This window comes from Streptomyces amakusaensis (genome assembly GCF_039532665.1).
In the GTDB taxonomy this organism is placed as follows: domain Bacteria; phylum Actinomycetota; class Actinomycetes; order Streptomycetales; family Streptomycetaceae; genus Streptomyces; species Streptomyces amakusaensis.
The window spans coordinates 318,678-337,205 of sequence record NZ_BAAASB010000002.1; the positions used below are offsets into that span (position 1 = coordinate 318,678).

General features: G+C 68.0%; 13 protein-coding genes and 1 riboswitch. Of the genes, 5 read left to right on the top strand and 8 right to left on the bottom strand.

The window, feature by feature from the left end:
- Positions 1 to 24 precede the first annotated feature (24 nt).
- From ABD371_RS03985 to gcvT, 8 genes are all read right to left on the bottom strand, one after another.
- On the bottom strand, positions 25 to 1,395 hold the full coding sequence (locus tag ABD371_RS03985; protein WP_344472742.1) for a serine/threonine-protein kinase: 1,371 nt from the start codon (positions 1,393 to 1,395) through the stop codon (positions 25 to 27).
- Entirely contained in the window at positions 1,392 to 4,487 is a 3,096-nt protein-coding gene (locus ABD371_RS03990; RefSeq protein ID WP_344472744.1) for a coiled-coil domain-containing protein, read from the bottom strand. Before ABD371_RS03990 ends, ABD371_RS03985 begins: the two co-directional genes overlap by 4 nt.
- Entirely contained in the window at positions 4,484 to 5,164 is a 681-nt protein-coding gene (locus ABD371_RS03995; RefSeq protein WP_344472748.1) for a hypothetical protein, read from the bottom strand. Before ABD371_RS03995 ends, ABD371_RS03990 begins: the two co-directional genes overlap by 4 nt.
- Before the next feature lie 531 nt (positions 5,165 to 5,695).
- Complete coding sequence (locus ABD371_RS04000; protein ID WP_344472750.1) at positions 5,696 to 6,910, bottom strand: hypothetical protein; 1,215 nt, start codon at positions 6,908 to 6,910, stop codon at positions 5,696 to 5,698.
- Positions 6,911 to 7,444: 534 nt separating this feature from the next.
- Complete coding sequence (locus ABD371_RS04005) at positions 7,445 to 8,812, bottom strand: L-serine ammonia-lyase (RefSeq protein ID WP_344472752.1); 1,368 nt, start codon at positions 8,810 to 8,812, stop codon at positions 7,445 to 7,447.
- 194 nt (positions 8,813 to 9,006) lie between these two features.
- Positions 9,007 to 10,266 carry a serine hydroxymethyltransferase gene (gene glyA, locus ABD371_RS04010; RefSeq protein ID WP_344472754.1) on the bottom strand — a complete coding sequence of 420 codons (1,260 nt, stop codon included), beginning with the start codon at positions 10,264 to 10,266 and terminating at the stop codon, positions 9,007 to 9,009.
- 38 nt (positions 10,267 to 10,304) lie between these two features.
- Positions 10,305 to 10,682: a glycine cleavage system protein GcvH gene (gene gcvH, locus ABD371_RS04015; protein ID WP_344472756.1), complete on the bottom strand. Its 378-nt coding sequence runs from the start codon at positions 10,680 to 10,682 to the stop codon at positions 10,305 to 10,307.
- Positions 10,683 to 10,812: 130 nt separating this feature from the next.
- Positions 10,813 to 11,928 carry a glycine cleavage system aminomethyltransferase GcvT gene (gcvT, locus tag ABD371_RS04020; RefSeq protein ID WP_344472758.1) on the bottom strand — a complete coding sequence of 372 codons (1,116 nt, stop codon included), beginning with the start codon at positions 11,926 to 11,928 and terminating at the stop codon, positions 10,813 to 10,815.
- A gap of 164 nt (positions 11,929 to 12,092) precedes the next feature.
- A riboswitch (glycine riboswitch) is annotated at positions 12,093 to 12,189 on the bottom strand.
- A 234-nt stretch (positions 12,190 to 12,423) separates the two neighbouring features.
- Between gcvT and ABD371_RS04025 the strand changes: the two genes are divergently transcribed.
- The 5 genes from ABD371_RS04025 to ABD371_RS04045 all read left to right on the top strand — a co-directional run bounded on the left by ABD371_RS04025 (position 12,424) and on the right by ABD371_RS04045 (position 18,449).
- Complete coding sequence (locus ABD371_RS04025; RefSeq protein WP_344472760.1) at positions 12,424 to 13,098, top strand: AAA family ATPase; 675 nt, start codon at positions 12,424 to 12,426, stop codon at positions 13,096 to 13,098.
- 225 nt (positions 13,099 to 13,323) lie between these two features.
- Entirely contained in the window at positions 13,324 to 14,130 is an 807-nt protein-coding gene (locus tag ABD371_RS04030; protein ID WP_344472762.1) for an enhanced serine sensitivity protein SseB, read from the top strand.
- Positions 14,131 to 14,258: 128 nt separating this feature from the next.
- A complete protein-coding gene (locus ABD371_RS04035; protein ID WP_344472764.1) occupies positions 14,259 to 15,047 on the top strand; it encodes an enhanced serine sensitivity protein SseB C-terminal domain-containing protein in 789 nt (262 codons plus the stop codon).
- A 499-nt stretch (positions 15,048 to 15,546) separates the two neighbouring features.
- On the top strand, positions 15,547 to 16,548 hold the full coding sequence (locus ABD371_RS04040; protein ID WP_344472766.1) for an ABC transporter permease: 1,002 nt from the start codon (positions 15,547 to 15,549) through the stop codon (positions 16,546 to 16,548).
- A gap of 122 nt (positions 16,549 to 16,670) precedes the next feature.
- Positions 16,671 to 18,449 carry an ABC transporter substrate-binding protein gene (locus ABD371_RS04045; RefSeq protein WP_344472768.1) on the top strand — a complete coding sequence of 593 codons (1,779 nt, stop codon included), beginning with the start codon at positions 16,671 to 16,673 and terminating at the stop codon, positions 18,447 to 18,449.
- Positions 18,450 to 18,528 lie beyond the last annotated feature (79 nt).

Sequence of the window (18,528 nt, forward strand, 5' to 3'; positions counted from 1 at the left end):
GATGGCGGGATGGCGTGGCAACGCTCACGGGATGTCTTCAAGTAGACGGAGGAACTCGTTCACGTCCTGAGGCCGGTCAGTCGGCTTGTGCTGGGTTGCCTCCGCTACTACGGCTCGCCATGGTCCATGTGAGGGCAGTAGCGGGAGGTTCTGCGCCGGACGCTCCCCGGTCAGGATTGCTGCGATGAGCCGTCCGATGCTGTAGATATCGGCGGTGGCCGCCACGTTATGGGGGTTTCCGGATGACACCTCCGGCGCCGCGAATCCCTCGGACCCGAAGCCGGTGCCGGTCTGAGTCCGGCGCGGAACGCTAGTCTCCCCTCGGGGCTGGCGGCCCAGCCCCCAGTCCGCCACGACCCACTTGCCGTTGAGGAGTAGGACGTTCGCTGGCTTGATGTCGCGATGAATTCGGTCGTCGGCGTGCGGGCCGCGCAGTCCTTCGCAGACTGCAGTGACGAGGTCCCGGAGCGCACCGGTCTCTCGCCGTAGACGTTCTGCGTGGCTGGCCGCGCTACCACTCGCAAGCGGCATGACGAACCACCGCCTGTCTGGGTCAGAGTCAAGTACCGGCATGACGTTTGGGTGTTCTCCGTAGAGGTGCCCGATGAAGATCTCGCGGCCCATGCGGTGTACAGAGTCCTCATCGCCGTAGCGGAGCTGCTTCAGAGCGACAGGGATGCGGGTGTACTTGTGCACGCCGCCGTAGACCGCTCCCTGGCCGCCTTCCGCAAGCGACTCCTGATCCCTTTCGTAGTCCGATTTCGCCCCACGCTTGAGCCACCGCACAGCGGCCCACGGCGCGACGTCCCCGGCGCCCGTCATGGCCTCGTCGTTGAGAAAGTCTTGGGCGACTTTGATGACGTGGTCACGGAAGGCCCCGTCCCGTTGCGCTCCGAGGATGGCCACCAGTGGCCTGGCAGTCGGATGTGGAGCGAGCTCGACGGTAAGACGGCGTGCCTCGTCACCTTGAGCAGCTCGTCGGCATGCGCGCTGGTCGCTGTGCTCTTGCCGGGCAGCCTGCAGATCAGGATGCGGAGCCCATCCACGGGGTGGCAGGACCACGCGAGCGTCGCGGAAGTCGCATTCGAGGATGATGCACCCGTTGCGCGCAAGCTCAGCGGCTATGTCTTCGGCACGAGCGCCGAAGGTGGTGACAGCGGATTGCCACCGGCGGGGGCTGTTGGTGGCGAAGGCCCACTGCCTGTCGGTCAGGCCGGACGGGCGGTGAGGCGCCGGAAAGCCTTCCGGCTCCAGAGTGACGCGCGTGAACTTTGGATTGCCGTTGCGGTCGGTGCTGTAGTTGCCGTCGGGCCGAGGGACGGCATATGTGGTCAGGCCTGGGTAGACGCTGAGGTGGCGCATCGCGAAGCCGCGTGGGCGGGAGCGGGCGGTCATGCCGGCTCACGGTACCCGTTGCCGGTCAGCCAGGCGCGGAGCAGTTCGACACGCGGAGTGTGCTCGTCATAGCCGACAATGACAGGTTCCTCGTTGTACGGGCTGGAGTCAGAGCTGCGGCGCAGCTTGACGTATTCGCCGCAGGCACCGATGGCATAGGATTCCATGTCGTCTTGCAGTGCCCCGATGACGGTGATACCGCTCTCCCCGCCGATCTGCCCGAGTAGGGCGACGGCTTCGCGGCGGTGCTGCTTACCGAGGTTGCGGCCGAGTTCGTCCAGAACGAGTACCAGTGGACGGCCCGTGCCGCTTGCAGCAGCGGCGGCGCACACGAGCTTGATCGCCCGATCATCGATCTGTGCGGTGTTGGCTCGCCGGTTGTAGGGGATGTGTCGCCGCCCGTGGGCGCGTCGCCAAATCGGCGTGACCTTCCAGCCCCAGTGCTCGGTGGGGTCGGCCGGCGGCGGAGGTTCGTCGTACAGGAGCGATGCCCCGTACCCGCCGTGAGCCGTATCGAGCCGGTCGAACTCGGCCTTTACGTCCTCCAGCTTCTTCTTGATAGCGGAGGTGAGCGCTCCTCGGTAGGCCCGGCTGGCCTGGACCGCCTCCTCATGACCAATCCGCGCGGCGTCGAGGCTCTCGTAGCGCTCTTTGCGCTGCCTGACGATCTGCTGACGCTCGTACTGGTCGCTGTCATCATGCTGGCGCAGGTAGACGTGGAGTGCATGGCGCAATGGAACGAAAGCAGCCTGTGCCCGTCGGCTGCCGTCGGCTCCGCGCTGGCTGAACTCTTTCAGCAGGCCAGTGATCTCCATCGGCATGTTGTCAGAAGCAGCGGAAGGGAAACACTTGGATATCGCGATACTGATCGGATCTCTGGCCTCCTCCCACCAGTTCTCGGCAGTCCAGGACTGCTGGTTGTCGGGCAGGGCGAGCAGGTGCTCGCTGGCAGAGTCGAGAGTGCCATCCCATTGGGAGGTTAGTTCCGGAAGGCCGAGCTGCGACTGCTCCTTCTTGAGATTCTCGCGCTTCGCTCGCAGATTCTTGGTTGTGTTGTCGAGGCTGGTCTTTTGACCCTGCAGAGACTGAATCTCCTTCTGACGGAAGCCATCCAGGCGGAGCACATCGTTCCGTTCGGCTGTTGCAGAGGTCAGAGCTTGGGCGAGTTTCGCCTGCTCGTCCCGCATGGCCTGATCTCGCTTCCGCAGGTTGCCAATCTGTACGTCCAATTGGTTTGCCTCGACTGCGGCTCTTGCGCCCTTCTGCCGACGCTCAGCAGCGGTAACCTGCTGGCTGGCAGCCTTCCATCTTCCCTCGGCCTGCTGATGCTGTTCGGATTCCTGGCGAACGAGCTCCTGTGCGGCGGCGATGCGGGCGGCTCGGCCGGTCACAGGTCTGGGAAACCCGCCGATGATCACGATGCCTGCGTCGTCGTGGACTCGGTCAGGGTTGGCGCGGGGAGTAGCTCGCACGTCAATGGCTGCGAGGAAGCCGCTCAGATCGTACTGCGGGTTGGCGTTGCGCGGGAGGTCGACGTGCCCCGCACTCGCGATGAGATTGGCGGCGATCAGGGTCGACCCAGGTACGTCTGCCAAAAGTGTGCCAGCCCTGTCAAGATCGTCCGAGTCCACGACAGTCGCCTCACGGTACGGCCAGAGGGCTGGCTCCCACTTTGGCCTTTGTTGCGCGTTGAGGACAACTGCGTCAAGCAGGCAGATCCCACTGATTCCCTCGGCTGCGAGGACGTCGATCTGCTGCCGGGCCAAATCTCTGCCGCTTTCCGCGTCCTGCAGGCTTGTTTCGGCGTCGGAGAGCGATTTCTCTGCCACTCCAACTGCCTTGACTGATTCTTCCAGCTCAGTGTCCGCGACGGCGCGTTCCTGGTTGGCGGTTGGCTCGTCACGGCCATCAGCGTCACGGGCTGTTTCCCTGACCGCGCGCAGTCGACGGTCGGTCTCCTCGATCTGATGTTCCAGCGTTGCAATCTGTTTACTCAGCTCGCGTTCTTCGCCGTCGAGCCTGCTGAACGTGCTTTCTGCATCCTGCTGCCGTCGTGCGAATGCCTTGTCATCGGCCAGCTCCGCCACCTGTCTGACTAGCGTTTGTGCCGTGCGACTGGCCTTCTCAGTCTCGGTATCAATGCCAGCAATCTCGGCCTGGATTTCGGCGTCGCGCCGGAGGGCATCGCACAACAGCCGTGCCGTGCGCGACCGCCAGTGGTCAGCAGCTTCCGCGAGGTGCTCACGCGCCTGGTCTCGGGCATCGATACCCTCCTCGGTGACCTGGGCGCTTTTCTCCCAGGTGGCCAGATCAGACTCGGTGGCCTGGGCCTTCTGGAGGAGGTCGTACTCGCGGCGGCGTGCCTGCCGTTCCGTCTCCAGCTCGCGGTCGATGCCAGTGAGCGCTGCGATCGCCTCGAAAATCCGCCGCTCGGAGATCTCGTTGAGCGGTTGGGCGAGCAGGTTTGGGGCGGCGCTGGCCCGCACCGATGTCGACAAGAACGACACGCATCGCACGTGCTCTCCGTAGAGTGTCCGCGGAAGATCACGGGCCGCTACGTCCTGCTTCCTAGCCCGCGGGGGCAGGGATTGCCAAACCAAGTCAGCGGCTTGTTCTCGCTTGGCCTCGCTCTCCCCGGCTGGTAGATGCAGCCCGTCCTGCCAGCGCAGCTTCAGTCGGGGCCCTTTTTGGCTCCTGCGGTCGATCCGGATCCACACGGTCAGAGCCCTGGCTTGAAGCTGATCAAGAGTTCCGGCGGCGGGTGCGAATACGCCGATGACATACCCATGGTCTGCGTTGCCCCAACGGTCTTCACCACCGGCGTCCTCCGAGTTGAACAGTAGGTCGACTGCGGCAGGCGCGCCGGAGCCGAATCTCCACTGCTCATCGGCATGCAGCAAGCTGATCTGGGCCAGAAGCGACGATTTTCCCGCCCCGTTGGAATCTTTCGGCCCCTGCCCGGCCACGGCAATAAGAGTGCCAGCGGCAATCGGGATGGGATGCATGGACAGCCGGGAGACCCGCACGCTCTGTAGGCCGACAAGGACACGGTCACCGACGATGTCCTCTTCTTGTGGTGTGCTGTCGCTCATGAACCGCTCCTTGGGGAAATCGTCACTTCCTGGGGGCGGCCCAAGCTCCGGCGGACCGCGATCGATGTTGCGAGCGCGGTATCCGGGCCTACGGCCAGGATTAGGTTCTCTTGCAGGCGCTGGCGCGTAGCGGGAGTGAGCCGATGCAGCGCCGGCCCAGGGACGTAGGAGGCGCCGGTAGTCTCGGGATCAGAGCCGCGCACCTGGCGGACCAACCCGGCTGCGCGCAGCCACTGCAAGGCATCGGACAGGCGCCGCTGCCCGTGAACCTGCGAGAGCTTTCGCAGGCGGGTCGGTGTGGTCGGATGGGGCGACTGCCAGTCGTCCCCGATCAGATGCCCTTCTGCCCGGGGGATCGCGACCGAGTGGATCAGCACCAAGATCAGCGCAGCTCGTTCCAGAGGCTCCAATATCCCCCAGCCCTTCGCCACTAGTTCTGCGGCTATGTCGTCCCGGTACCCCGATGTCCACAGGTTGGCACCAGCGTGCACGAGCGTGCGGCCGGTCCTTTGCAGTATCTGGTCAAGCAGGTGACGTAGCGTCGCGTCTCGAAGTGCCGGCAGCGCGGCCTCACTGGCAGGTTCGCTTCCGTACTCCAGAGCGGCCCAGGCTGAGACCAGTGCGTCGCGCTCCTTGTCGCCGAGCGGCTGGAGTTGATCATCGAACAAGCCGCTCATCGGTCCAGCTCCCGGTCGGGCCGCGGGAGCGGCAGCCCCCGGCACAGCTCCCGCAGCGCCGGTAGGTCCTGCTCCGGCCAGGTAGCCACCCGGGGGCCGAGGTAAACCCTCTGGGCCTCGGCATCGATTTCCAACCACCAGTTGGTATGTAGGCGTCGGAGTGCCCCCGTTCCGAGGCGGTGCAACACCTCTTCCCCGCGTCCGGGAATGAGCTGGTCCACTACATCCAGCACCTCGCGCGTTGTCGCCGACTGCCCTGGCCACGGGCTGGTTTGTACGTCTGGCCAGCAGCAGCGAAGCGCTGCTGCCAAAACCCGGCTGGTCTCGTTCGGGAACTCCACTGGGAGCACCTGCATCCGCAGCTCACGCAGCACGGCCGGCGTCACGTCGTCGGGCGGGCGGGGCAGCAACCAACAATGCTCACTGTCCCGCTCCACCAGCCGCAGCATGCCTGCAGGGATTGTGGTTGCTGACGGTACGCGGAGCGGGCCTTCGGCTCGAGCCCTCGCCCACCACAGCGCCGCCTCTGTACTACTCACGCAGTCTCCGCTCTCGCTCGAACACCCCTGGGGTAAGCCAGGACGGCACGCTGCCCGCCTGTACCTGGACCGGGCCAGACCATGCCAGCCGGTAGCCGAGTCGGTCGTTGTTGCTCGCGGCGACTAGGTCGGCGAGCACGCGGCGTGCCGTCACCCAATCCATGCCCGACAGAATTTGCTCGACCGCAACAGAGTCCCCGCCGCCGAGCACCTCCTCGGCGACTTCTACCAGTCGCTCGGCCTCCGAGTCTGGGCGTTCCTGGAACGGCTGCTCATCGCTATCGGGAACCCGGGAACGCGGCGGCGTGGAACGACTGCCGCTTGGCTGCGGTCTGCCGACAACGACCTCTGTCAGGTCGGAGACGTCGTGCCATGGGGCAGGCGCGTCGAAGACTTGATCAGCTAGTACTGCTGCGAGCTCATCCACGGTTGCCCGCCGCGCAAAGCGTCGCCACATCTCGGGTGGTAGCAGGTTCAGCGCCCTCGTGGTCCCCGCTGCGGTCATCAGGCGTGCCGACGCGTTCGTCGAAGCATCTTCGTAGGCTGCGATCGCCGATCGCAGCTCCCCGCATTTGCGGCTGAGTTCCGGCCAGGAGGCCAGCAAGATCTCATGTACCGCAGAGGCCTGGTCAATGAGCGCCTTCGCGTTCCACAGGAGCGGCGCGCGTTCCCGAAGAGCCTCCACGGTGCCGCCGACGGTCAGTGCCACGAGCTCGGCGACCAGGAGCCGAAGCGCCGTGGTTACCCCGATGACTACCTCGAGGGCTTCCTCGGCTGTACCTTGCCCGCCCTCTAGTCTGATCTTCTCCATCGTCAGAAGCTGGTGCAATTCAGACTGACCCCCGCGGGCCAGCATCCGCTGGACGAACAACATTGACACGTAGCTGGTGAACGAGGCCCGGAACTCGTGCTGGTAGGGCTTGTCGAATGCGGGCTGGATCGCGCCGAGCTTCTTCAGGACGCCCAGGCGATTTTCGATCACTTCGTCCGGAAAGGCGGCGCATGCCGCCCTGATCTGCTCTACTGTCAGCCCGTCCTCGCCCGCGCGGGCAAACGCAGCAAACAGCGTGTTCGCCAGCCGGAACAAGACCGCGTCATCGATAGCCGCGTCAGCCCGGCGCGCAAGGACGGCGACAATCTGCCCAAACACAGAAGCGACGGCCTGCTCGGCCGCCACTGTATCCAGTCCAAACTGCTCGTCCGCCACTGAACCGCCCCTGGTTGTGTCCTGACTCTAGAGTTGGGGTTCCACCTCGGTTTGCCTGAGGGAGGTGTAACTCTGATGCGTTCGACGGTCGTGCATGAGGAGTTGGCCGCTCCAGGTCGATCTCGTTGCCTCCAGTCCCAACCACAGCACGCAGGGTAGCTGATCTGATAGGAGGGTCGGGGCGTATTGCGATCACGGTCATGCCAGGGCTGTGGTCGATGACGAGGTCGTGGTGCTCAAACTAAGCAGGGTCTGCGTATACCCAAGGGCGACCTGTTGGTCAGGGTGGTGTGCGAGTCCGAGCTCGAACCGAGCAGCGGTACCGAGCTCTTCGGACGAGACCTTCGGGTCTCAGGAGACTGGAGCAACCGACACCTTCAGGGCCGTGCCAGCAGGGACATCCCAGGGACTTTTCAGGGACTTTCACGCCTGTCCCAGGGGCGATCCAGGGACTTTCCGCCGTGCAAGCAGGGAAGGCCCTGACAGCGCTGAAAGACAGAAAGCGCTGATCAGGGCCTACCCGTCATACCGGGCTCAGCACTCGATGATGTTCACCGCGAGCCCACCCCGCGCCGTCTCCTTGTACTTCACCGACATGTCCGCCCCGGTCTCCTTCATCGTCTTGATGACCTTGTCGAGGGAGACCTTGTGGCTGCCGTCGCCGCGCATCGCCATCTTGGCGGCGGTCACGGCTTTGACGGCGGCCATGCCGTTGCGTTCGATGCAGGGGATCTGGACGAGGCCGCCGACGGGGTCGCAGGTGAGGCCGAGGTTGTGCTCCATGCCGATCTCGGCGGCGTTCTCGACCTGTTCGGGGGTGCCGCCGAGGACCTCGGCGAGGGCGCCGGCGGCCATGGAGCAGGCGGAGCCGACTTCGCCCTGGCAGCCGACCTCGGCGCCGGAGATGGAGGCGTTCTCCTTGAAGAGCATGCCGATGGCGCCGGCGGAGAGGAGGAAGCGGACGACGCCGTCGTCGTCGGCGCCGGGGACGAAGTTCATGTAGTAGTGGAGGACGGCGGGGATGATGCCGGCGGCGCCGTTGGTGGGGGCGGTCACGACGCGGCCGCCGGCGGCGTTCTCCTCGTTGACGGCCATGGCGTAGAGGGTGATCCACTCCATGGCGCGGGCCAGCGGGTCGCCCTCGGCGCGGAGCTGGCGGGCGGAGTTGGCGGCGCGGCGGCGGACCTTGAGGCCGCCGGGGAGGATGCCCTCGCGGGCCATGCCGCGGGAGACGCAGGCCTGCATGACGCGCCAGATCTCCAGGAGGCCGGCGCGGATCTCGTCCTCGGTGCGCCAGGCCTTCTCGTTCTCCAGCATGAGGGAGGAGATGGAGAGGCCGGTCTCGCGGGCCAGCCGGAGCAGCTCGTCGCCGGTGCGGAAAGGATACTTCAGCACGGTGTCGTCGAGCTTGATCCGGTCTTCGCCGACGGCGTCCTCGTCGACGACGAATCCGCCGCCGACCGAGTAGTAGGTCTTCTCCAGGAGGCTCGCGCCCTCGGCGTCGTACGCGAAGACCGTCATCCCGTTGGCGTGGTACGGCAGGGTCTTGCGGCGGTGGAGCACCAGATCGCGGTCGAAGTCGAAGCCGACCTCGTGGGTGCCGAGCAGACCGAGCCGGCCGGACTTCTTGATCTGTTCGACCTGGTCGTCGGCGGTCTCCACGTCGACGGTGCGCGGGGAGCTGCCGGTGAGGCCGAGCAGGACGGCCTTGGGGGTGCCGTGGCCGTGGCCGGTCGCGCCGAGGGAGCCGTACAGCTCGGCGCGGACGGAGGCGGTGCGCTCCAGCAGGTCCTCGTTCTTGAGCCGGCGGGCGAACATACGGGCCGCGCGCATCGGGCCGACCGTGTGCGAGCTGGAGGGGCCGATGCCGACCGAGAACAGGTCGAAGACCGAGATGGCCACGGGGTGACTCCTAGGAGGTTGGTAGACGCCGTTGTCTGCCAGGTGACTCGGCGGCGCGAAGCGCCTTGTGCGAAAAGGCGAGGAGGACGGGAGCGGGGCGGGGAGACGGGCAGGGGCACCGCGCCCACCTTCCAGTGTGCGCGGTGCCCCCGAAGAAGAAGCGTACAAAAGTACGCATACGCTTCAGGCGGGCTTTACAGCCCGGGGTAGAGCGGGTGCTTCGCGGCCAGCGCGGAGACCCGGGTGCGCAGCGCCTCGGTGTCGTACGAGGGCTTCAGGACCTCGGCGATGATGTCGGCGACCTCGCGGAAGTCCTCCGCCTGGAAACCGCGGGTGGCGAGCGCCGGGGTGCCGATGCGCAGGCCCGAGGTGACCATCGGGGGCCGGGGGTCGTTCGGGATCGCGTTGCGGTTGACCGTGATGCCGACCTCGTGGAGCCGGTCCTCGGCCTGCTGGCCGTCCAGCTGGGAGTCGCGCAGGTCGACCAGGACCAGGTGGACGTCCGTGCCGCCGGAGAGCACCGAGACGCCGTGCTCGGTGACGTCCTCGCGGACCAGGCGCTCGGCGAGGATCCGCGCGCCGTCCAGGGTGCGCTGCTGGCGCTCCTTGAAGTCCTCGGACGCGGCGACCTTGAAGGAGACCGCCTTCGCCGCCACGACGTGCTCCAGCGGACCGCCCTGCTGACCGGGGAAGACCGCAGAGTTGATCTTCTTCGCCAGCTCCTGGGTGGAGAGGATCACTCCGCCCCGGGGGCCGCCCAGCGTCTTGTGGGTGGTGGTGGTGACCACATGGGCGTGCGGCACCGGGTTGGGGTGCAGCCCGGCCGCGACGAGGCCCGCGAAGTGGGCCATGTCGACCATCAGATACGCGCCGACCTCGTCCGCGATCCGGCGGAAGGCGGCGAAGTCCAGCTGGCGCGGGTACGCGGACCAGCCGGCCACGATCAGCTTCGGGCGGGACTCCTTGGCGAGCTTCTCCACCTCGGCCATGTCGACCTGGCCGGTGGCGTCGTCGACGTGGTAGGCGACCACGTTGTAGAGCTTGCCGGAGAAGTTGATCTTCATTCCGTGGGTCAGGTGCCCGCCGTGGGCGAGATTCAGACCCATGATCGTGTCGCCCGGCTTCAGCAGCGCGAACATCGCCGCCGCGTTCGCCTGCGCGCCGGAGTGCGGCTGCACATTGGCGTGCTCCGCGCCGAACAGCTCCTTGACGCGGTCGATCGCGATCTGCTCGATGACGTCGACGTGCTCACAGCCGCCGTAGTAACGGCGGCCCGGGTAGCCCTCGGCGTACTTGTTGGTGAGGACCGATCCCTGGGCCTCCATCACCGCGACCGGAGCGAAGTTCTCCGAGGCGATCATTTCCAGGGTGGACTGCTGACGGTGGAGCTCGGCGTCGACGGCGGCGGCGACGTCCGGGTCCAGCTCATGGAGAGGGGTGTTGAGAAGCGACATCTCGGGTCCCTGTCGTAGTCGTGGTCGGGTACTGGAAATCAGCTGCTGGAGAAAGCGGAGTACTCGTCGGCGGAGAGCAGGTCCTTCGGCTCCTCGCTCACCCGCACCTTGAACAGCCAGCCGCCCTCGAAGGGGGCGCTGTTCACCAGGGAGGGGTCGTCGACGACGTTCTGGTTCGCCTCGGTGACCTCACCGGAGACGGGGGAGTACAGATCGCTGACGGACTTGGTGGACTCCAGCTCGCCGCAGGTCTCGCCCGCGATCACGGTGTCGCCCACCTGGGGGAGCTGGGCGTACACGACGTCACCGAGCGCGCTCGCGGCGAACTCCGTGATCCCGACCGTCGACACGCCGTTCTCGGCGTCCGACAGCCACTCGTGCTCCTTGCTGTAGCGCAGCTGCTGGGGGTTGCTCATGACCTGAATTCTCCTGTACGCGGGAAGGGCGGATGAACGGGCTGGGGGCGTGCGGGCGTGCCGCTGGTCACTTCTGGGGCCGGAGCGCCGCTTCGTGCGAGGCTCTGTACGAGTCCGTGGAGCGGAATCGTCACTTCTCGCGCTGGTAGAACGGCAGCGCGACGACCTCGTACGGCTCGTGCGTCCCGCGGATGTCGACGCCGACGCCCTCGGTGCCGGGGGCGGCGTGGGCCGCGTCCACATAGGCGATGGCGATCGGCTTGCCCAGCGTGGGGGAGGGGGCGCCGGAGGTGACCTCGCCGATCACCGCTCCGTCCGCGACGACCGGGTACCCGGCGCGGGGGACCCGCCGGCCCTTCGCGATCAGCCCGACCAGCTTGCGCGGCGGGGCGGTCCCGGCCCGCTCGGCGGCGGCCGTCAGGGCCTCGCGGCCGACGAAGTCGCCCGCCTTCTCGAACTTGACGACCCGGCCCAGGCCCGCGTCGAAGGGGGTGAGGTCGGTGGTCAGCTCGTGCCCGTAGAGCGGCATGCCCGCCTCCAGACGCAGGGTGTCCCGGCAGGAGAGGCCGCAGGGCACCAGGCCCGCCGGCTCGCCCGCCTCGGTCAGCGCCCGCCACAGGGACTCCGCGTACCGGGGCTCGACGAACAGCTCGAAGCCGTCCTCGCCGGTGTAGCCGGTACGGGCGATCAGCGCGGGGACGCCCGCGACGGTGCCGGGCAGGCCCGCGTAGTACTTCAGCCCGTCCAGGTCGGCGTCGGTGACGGACTTCAGGATTCCGGAGGACTCGGGGCCCTGGATCGCGATCAGCGCGTAGGCGTCCCGGTCGTCACGGACCTCGGCGTCGAAGCCGGCCGACCGCTCGGTGATCGCGTCCAGCACGATCTGGGCGTTCCCGGCGTTGGCGACGACCATGTACTCGGTCTCGCCGAGCCGGTAGACGATCAGGTCGTCCAGGATGCCGCCGTCCGCCCGGCAGATCATGGTGTAGCGGGCGCGGCCCAGCCCCACCGAACCGATGTTCCCCACCAGCGCGTGGTCCAGCAGCGCGGCGGCCCCGGGGCCGGTGACGGTGATCTCGCCCATGTGGGAGAGGTCGAAGAGCCCGGCGCGGGTGCGGACGGCGAGGTGCTCGTCGCGCTCGCTGCCGTACCGCAGCGGCATGTCCCAGCCGGCGAAGTCGGTCATGGTCGCGCCCAGCGAGCGATGGAGGGCGTCGAGCGCTGTCTGACGATGGGCGTTGCTCATGAAAAAGGCTCCCAGGGCATGCGGGCGAGGACGACCCTCCCCATCTGTCATCGGAACCTGAGAGGTTCGTCGCGACCGTGTGTACGGGTGACCGTACGTACCGGTGGCCGTGACTTGCACCTTGGGTGGAGCCGCACGGGGGCGACTCGCTTTTCAGATCTGCCTCATCGCGCGCGGTACGGGGCCTGAGAGATTCAAGGGAGGAACTTGCTCCTTCGGCGCCCGGCACAGGGGTGCCCGGGACTCTCCCGCGTGGATTCAAGCGGCCGGTATGCAGTTGGCGGGCACATCATTGCACGCATTCGGCGCTGGTGGGGGGTGTGATCCCGGTCGTTCTGAGCGATGCCCGGGACGCGCGGGGCGGGGCCGCCCGGGGCCGGGGAGCGACACGCCACACGCCGTACGCGCCTCGGACGCAAATCAGTTGCGTCCCATTACCATTTCTTTACGCTTCTTGGGCAAGTGTGTGGGTGACCTGACAAGGGGGAGGGTGTGATGACGTTGCAGCACTCCGGTGCGTACGCCACGACCGCGGGTGTGCCCGCGCAGCCACGGCCGGCGGTCAGCGGAATCCGCGAGGGGGCGGGGGCCGCGCCCGTACTGCGCGACCTCAGGGACCGCTCGGGGCACGGCCCGCGCCGTCTGATGTTCGCCGCCGGGGACCTGGTGGTGGTGTCCGGTCTGCCGGGCAGCGGGAAATCCACCCTGATCCGCCGCGCGGCGGCCGGCCGGGGCATCGACTCGCAGGACAGCCGGGACCGCTGGGACGCGTGGACGCCGGGCTTCCTGCCGTACGCGGTCTACCGCCCCCTCGTCCGCCTCGCGCACTACGCCGGGCTCCGCCGGGCCCTGCGCTCCGGCGAGAGCGTCGTGGTCCACGACTGCGGCACCCAGGCCTGGGTGCGGCGCTGGCTGGCCCGCCGGGCCCGCCGCCGGGGCGCGGCGCTCCATCTGGTGCTGCTCGACGTCCCGCCCAAGGTCGCCCGGCAGGGCCAGCGCGAGCGCGGTCGCGGAGTCTCCGGATACGCCTTCGCCCGCCACCGGCGTGGAGTGGGCCGGCTGATCGCCGACGCGGAGGCGGGCCGTCTCCCGGCGGGCTGCTCCTCCGCCGTCCTCCTCGACCGCGACGCGGCCTCCGCCCTGACCCTGCTCGGCTTCGAACCGTCCTGACCCCTGCCCCCCCTGAGCCCCGACCCACCCGTACGCCCGGCCCCCGCCCCTCCGCGCCGACCCCGTTTCCGCACCCGCGCCCCCCGCCCCCGCTCGTACACGCGTGCCCGGGGTCACCCCGGCGGGTCCGCACCCGGGAGGCGGTGCCCGGAGATCGCCGTCGGCATTAGGGTCGGGGAGAAAGCAGAGGGGACGACCGGCGGAGCCGGGGGAGAGGGCCAGTACATGACCATTCCGGAGCATCCGCACCCGTATCCGCAGCCCTACGGCGGCGGCTGGCCCGCGAACGAGCTGGAGGAGACGCTGACCGCGTCCCTCGGCGACCCCCAGGCCGGAGCCCGGCTGGTGGAGGTGATCGGCCGCAGCCCGATCTGGGTGCCCCTGCCCCGGGGCGGCTCCCCGGAGAGCCGGGACCTCGATCTGCCCACCATGGAGATCGACGGCCTCCCCTATGTCCCCGTCTTCAGCTCCGAACAGCAGTTCATGAGCTGCGTCGGCCCCCACATGTCCTTCACCGTCGCCCCCGCCCGTGACTTCGCCCGGGGCCTGCCCCCCCAGCTGGGCATCGCGGTCAACCCCGGCGGCACCGTCGGCGCGCCGCTCCCCCCGCCCGCCGTCGCCGAGCTGTGCCGGGCCGGAGCGCCCGCCCCGGCCGCCGGTCCCGCCCCCGGCGGCCGGGTCCGGATGTTCGAACCCGACTGGCAGGAGGAGCCGATCGACTTCCTCTCCGCCGCCGCCGGAGAGTTCCAGCAGGCCGGAAACGTCCTCACCGCCCGCCGGGCGCTCGCCTCCGTGGAGGGGGACCCGCCCGCCCTCTTCATCGGAGTCCAGCTCGCCTCCTGGGAGGGCCCCGGCGGATCCGCCCCCCTCGACGCGCTGGGCCGGGCACTGGGCCGCGTCCAGGTCGGCTGGCCGGTCAATCTCGTACTCCTCGATGTCGCCCAGGACCCGGTCGCCGACTGGATGCTCGCCCAGGTCCGGCCCTTCTACCAGCGGGATCACCACGAGAGCCCGCCACCGGGAACCCGGTGAGCGCCCGCGCGCGTCAAGTCGGTGTCAAGGCGGCCGATTAAGCTGGCTCCACAGCCCGGCTCCCACCGGTCCCAGGGCTGTGCGGAACACGGAGCAGGAGCACGGAGCAGGAGAGGGGCGGAACGAGGGTGAGCGCGTCAGGCACCGCGGCGACCGGGCAGGTCGAGCACATGCTGCGCCAGGTGACGCCCGGACGGTACGACGCGTACGAGGCGTTGCTGAAGGCGCTCGCCGACCCGGCGGGCGGCAGGGTCTGGATGCTGCTCTGGCACGGCAGGCCCGGCTCCCCCGACGCCCAGTACGGGAACATGGAGATCGACGGAGTCGGCTACGCCCCCTGCGTCACCTCCGCCCAGGAGCTGGCCGTCTCCGGCTGGAACCGCGCCCACGAGGTGGTCTCCGGCCCCGACATCGCCCGCACCCTCTTCCCCGAGCGCTGGGGCATCTGGCTGAATCCGCATGCACCCGGCGGCGGGGTCGGCATCCCCTGGCCCGATCTCCGCAGGATCGCCACCGGCCTGGAGCGGATGCCCGCGGGACCGCTGCGGCTCACCGAGCCCGCCATCGAGATCCCGCACTTCTACGCCCTGCTCTCCCAGCACGCCCACCGCACACCCCCGGTCAGATCGCTGCGCCGGGCCTGGGTCCAGCCCGCCCTGGGCGCTCCGTACCTGGTCATCGGGCTCGACCTCTATGACACCGCCCCCCAGTCGGTGGACGCGGCCCGGGCGATGATGCAGCAGTCGATCGCGGCGGTCCCCGAGGGACTGCCGGTCTCGACGGTGGCGATGTCGGACGAGTACGACCCGGTGACCATGTGGCTGCGGGCCAACGCCCGCCCCTTCTACGACCGCGACGCGCACGCCGCCCCCGATCAGCAGACCGGCTACGGCTATCCGCCGGCCCCCGTTCGCTGACCGAAAATCTCCCTCGCGCATTCATCGACGCGCCCCGAACGCATTCCTGTTCGGGGCGCGTTGTGGTGAGCCCGGACCATCACCCCTCGCACCTCCGGGCTTTCACACGGTGACCATCCCGATCTCCCACGGAAAGCGCTATCCCCATCGGGCTGTCACCTTCGAAACGCAGAGCCGCTCCGGTGTCCAGGGAGCGGGATAAACCTCAACTCGTCACCGATATGCGGCAGATGGGGTTCCGCTCAGCCGTTGGCACGGTCCGGATAACGGATTCCCTCTACGCGCATCACGTTTGAGCAAACATTCCCCGATGGGTCTGGCGGCTGGTCGCCTGACCATTGAAGACTCCCGCAGCAAGGGAAGATTCGCTCCCGTCCCCGGCGGGCTCCGCAAGTGAATCTCGTACCAAGTGTCCCAAGTACGACCGATGTTGTGAGAGAAGCCGCCACAGCGGCGGGTACGGGCCGGTCACCTCCGGCCGAGAGGGGTCCCCACCACGATGACGGCACCACTGCACGACACGAGCGTGGACGCGGAGAAGTCCACGACCGCCGACGCCGCGGCGCCGGCCGGCACGCCGGTCCAGGGGCGGTCGCTGCGTCAGATCGCGTGGACCCGCCTCAAGCGGGACAAGCTCGCGCTCGCCGGCGGTGTCGTCGTTCTCCTCCTCGTCATCGTCGCGATCTTCGCCCCGCTCATCGTCAGCCTGCTGGGCCATCCGCCCAACGAGTTCCACCAGGACAAGATCGACCCGCTCTTCGGCACCCCCGCCGGCTCCTTCGGCGGCATCAGCTCCGAGCATCTGCTGGGCGTCGAGCCCAACAACGGCCGCGACGTCTTCAGCCGGATCGTCTACGGCGCGCGCATCTCGCTGCTGGTGGCCTTCCTCGCCGCGGTCGTCGCCGTCTTCATCGGCACCGTCCTCGGCATCGTCGCCGGATACTTCGGCGGCTGGGTCGACTCGGCCATCAGCCGGGTGATGGACATGCTGCTGGCCTTCCCGCAGCTGCTCTTCATCATCTCGCTGGTCTCGGTCCTCCCCAACAATCTGCTGGGCATGACCGGCAGCAATGTCCGCATCGCCATCCTGGTCGGGGTCATCGGCTTCTTCGGCTGGCCCTACGTCGGGCGGATCGTGCGCGGCCAGACGCTCTCCCTGCGGGAGAAGGAGTACGTCGAGGCCGCCCGCAGCCTGGGCGCGGGCCGGCGCTATGTCCTCTTCAAGGAGCTGCTGCCCAACCTGGTCGCCCCGATCACCGTCTACGCCACCCTGATGATCCCCACCAACATCCTCACCGAGGCCGCGCTCAGCTTCCTCGGCGCGGGGGTGCGACCGCCGACCGCCTCCTGGGGACAGATGCTCTCCACCGCCGTGGACACCTATGAGTCCAATCCGACCTTCATGATCGTCCCCGGCGTGGCGATCTTCATCACGGTGCTGGCCTTCAACCTCTTCGGCGACGGGGTACGGGACGCGCTGGACCCCAAGGGAACCCGGTGAGCCCGCGGGCCGCCGCTCGACCGTCACACAACTGAACGCGCCGGGCCCCGAAGGCCAGGCGGTACACCGACGTCCCCGGCACCACGGCGGGGAACCGCGCTATCCCGGAGGTTGCAGGAACAATGACACCCCAACGTTCGTCGAGGACCAGGCGCATCGCCGGAGCGGCGCTCGTCGTGGCCGCCCTCACGGCCACCGCGGCGTGCGGCGGCGGTTCGAAGGACGGCGAGGAGGGCGGTGACGGGAAGGCCGCGGGCTTCAACGCGGCCGTCAAGGGCATCGCCAACCCGTCCGTCAAAAAGGGCGGCACGCTGAAGTTCATCGGCAAGCAGGACTTCGACTCGACCGACCCGCAGCGCCAGTACTACGGCTTCGCCTGGGACTTCTCCCGGTTCTACTCGCGCCAGCTGGTCTCCTACGCCCCCAAGCCGGGCCCCGCCGGCGCTGAGCTGGTGCCGGACCTCGCCAAGGCCAAGGGCGTCGTCTCCAACGGCGGCAAGACCTACACCTACGAGCTGCGCGACGGGATCACCTGGGAGGACGGCACACCGGTCACCTCCCAGGACATCAAGTACGGCATCGAGCGCACCTGGGCCTCGGACGTCATCACCGGCGGCCCGGCCTATCTGCGCCAGGTCCTCGACCCCAAGAACGAGTACAAGGGCCCGTACAAGGACACCTCCGCGGACAAGCTCGGCCTCAAGGCCGTGCAGACGCCGGACGCCAAGACCATCGTCTTCAACCTGGCCAAGCCCAACGGCGACTTCGAGCAGATGCTCGCCATGCCGGCCGGCTCCCCGGTGAAGAAGGAGAAGGACACCGGCGCCAAGTACCAGCTGAAGCCGTTCTCCTCGGGCCCGTACAAGTTCGAGTCGTACAGCCCGAAGAAGGGCGCGGTCCTCGTCCGCAACGACAAGTGGCAGAAGGCCTCGGACCCGATCCGCGCCGCGCTCCCGGACAAGATCACGGTCACGGTCAACTCCAACATCGAGGCGATCGACGAGCTGCTGATCAAGGGCGACTACGACCTCGACATGAACGCCACCGGCATGTCGCAGGCGGGCCGCACCAAGGCGCTCCAGAAGCACAAGGCCAATGTCGACAACATCGAGACCAGCTTCATCCGGTACGTCGACATCGCCAGCAAGGTCAAGCCGTTCGACAACGTCGAGTGCCGCAAGGCCGTGATCTACGCGGCCGACTACAAGTCGATGCAGACGGTCCGCGGCGGCCCGGAGGCCGGCGGCGACATCGCCACCAACATGCTGCCCAAGTCCATCAAGGGCTCGGACGACTACGACCCGTACGGCATCCTCGCCCGCGACGGCAAGCCCGACGTCGCCAAGGCCAAGGCGGCCCTGAAGGCGTGCGGCAAGCCGGACGGCTTCAGCACCAACATCAGCGCCCGCAGCAACAACCCGGGCGAGGTGCAGACCGCCGAGGCGCTTCAGCAGTCGCTCCAGGCCGTCGGCATCAAGGCCGAGGTCGAGGCCATCGACGGTGCCGAGTCCTCCACCATCACCGGCTCCCCGGCCGTGGTGAAGCAGCGCGGTCTGGGCCTGGTCATGACCGGCTGGGGTCCCGACTTCCCGACCGGTCAGGGCTTCTCGCAGCCGCTGGTGGACGGCCGCTTCATCGCCCCCAACGGCAACTACAACGTCTCCGAGACCAACGACCCGAAGATCAACAAGCTCTTCGACGACGCGCTCCAGGAGACCGACGCCGACAAGGCCGGTGAGATCTACAAGGAGATGAACCACGCCGTCTCCGACCGGGCCGCGCAGATGCCGTTCATCTACGAGAAGAACTTCACCTGGCGCAGCTCGCGGCTGACGAACGCGTACTCCACCGCCGCGTACAACGGCCGCTACGACTACGTCTCCCTGGGCGTCGTCAAGTAACCGTTGTCACGGTCAACCGCCCCATGGTGACGCGTCACCTCCCACCATCGCCCAACCCGCCAGTCCCGAAGGGCAGGTG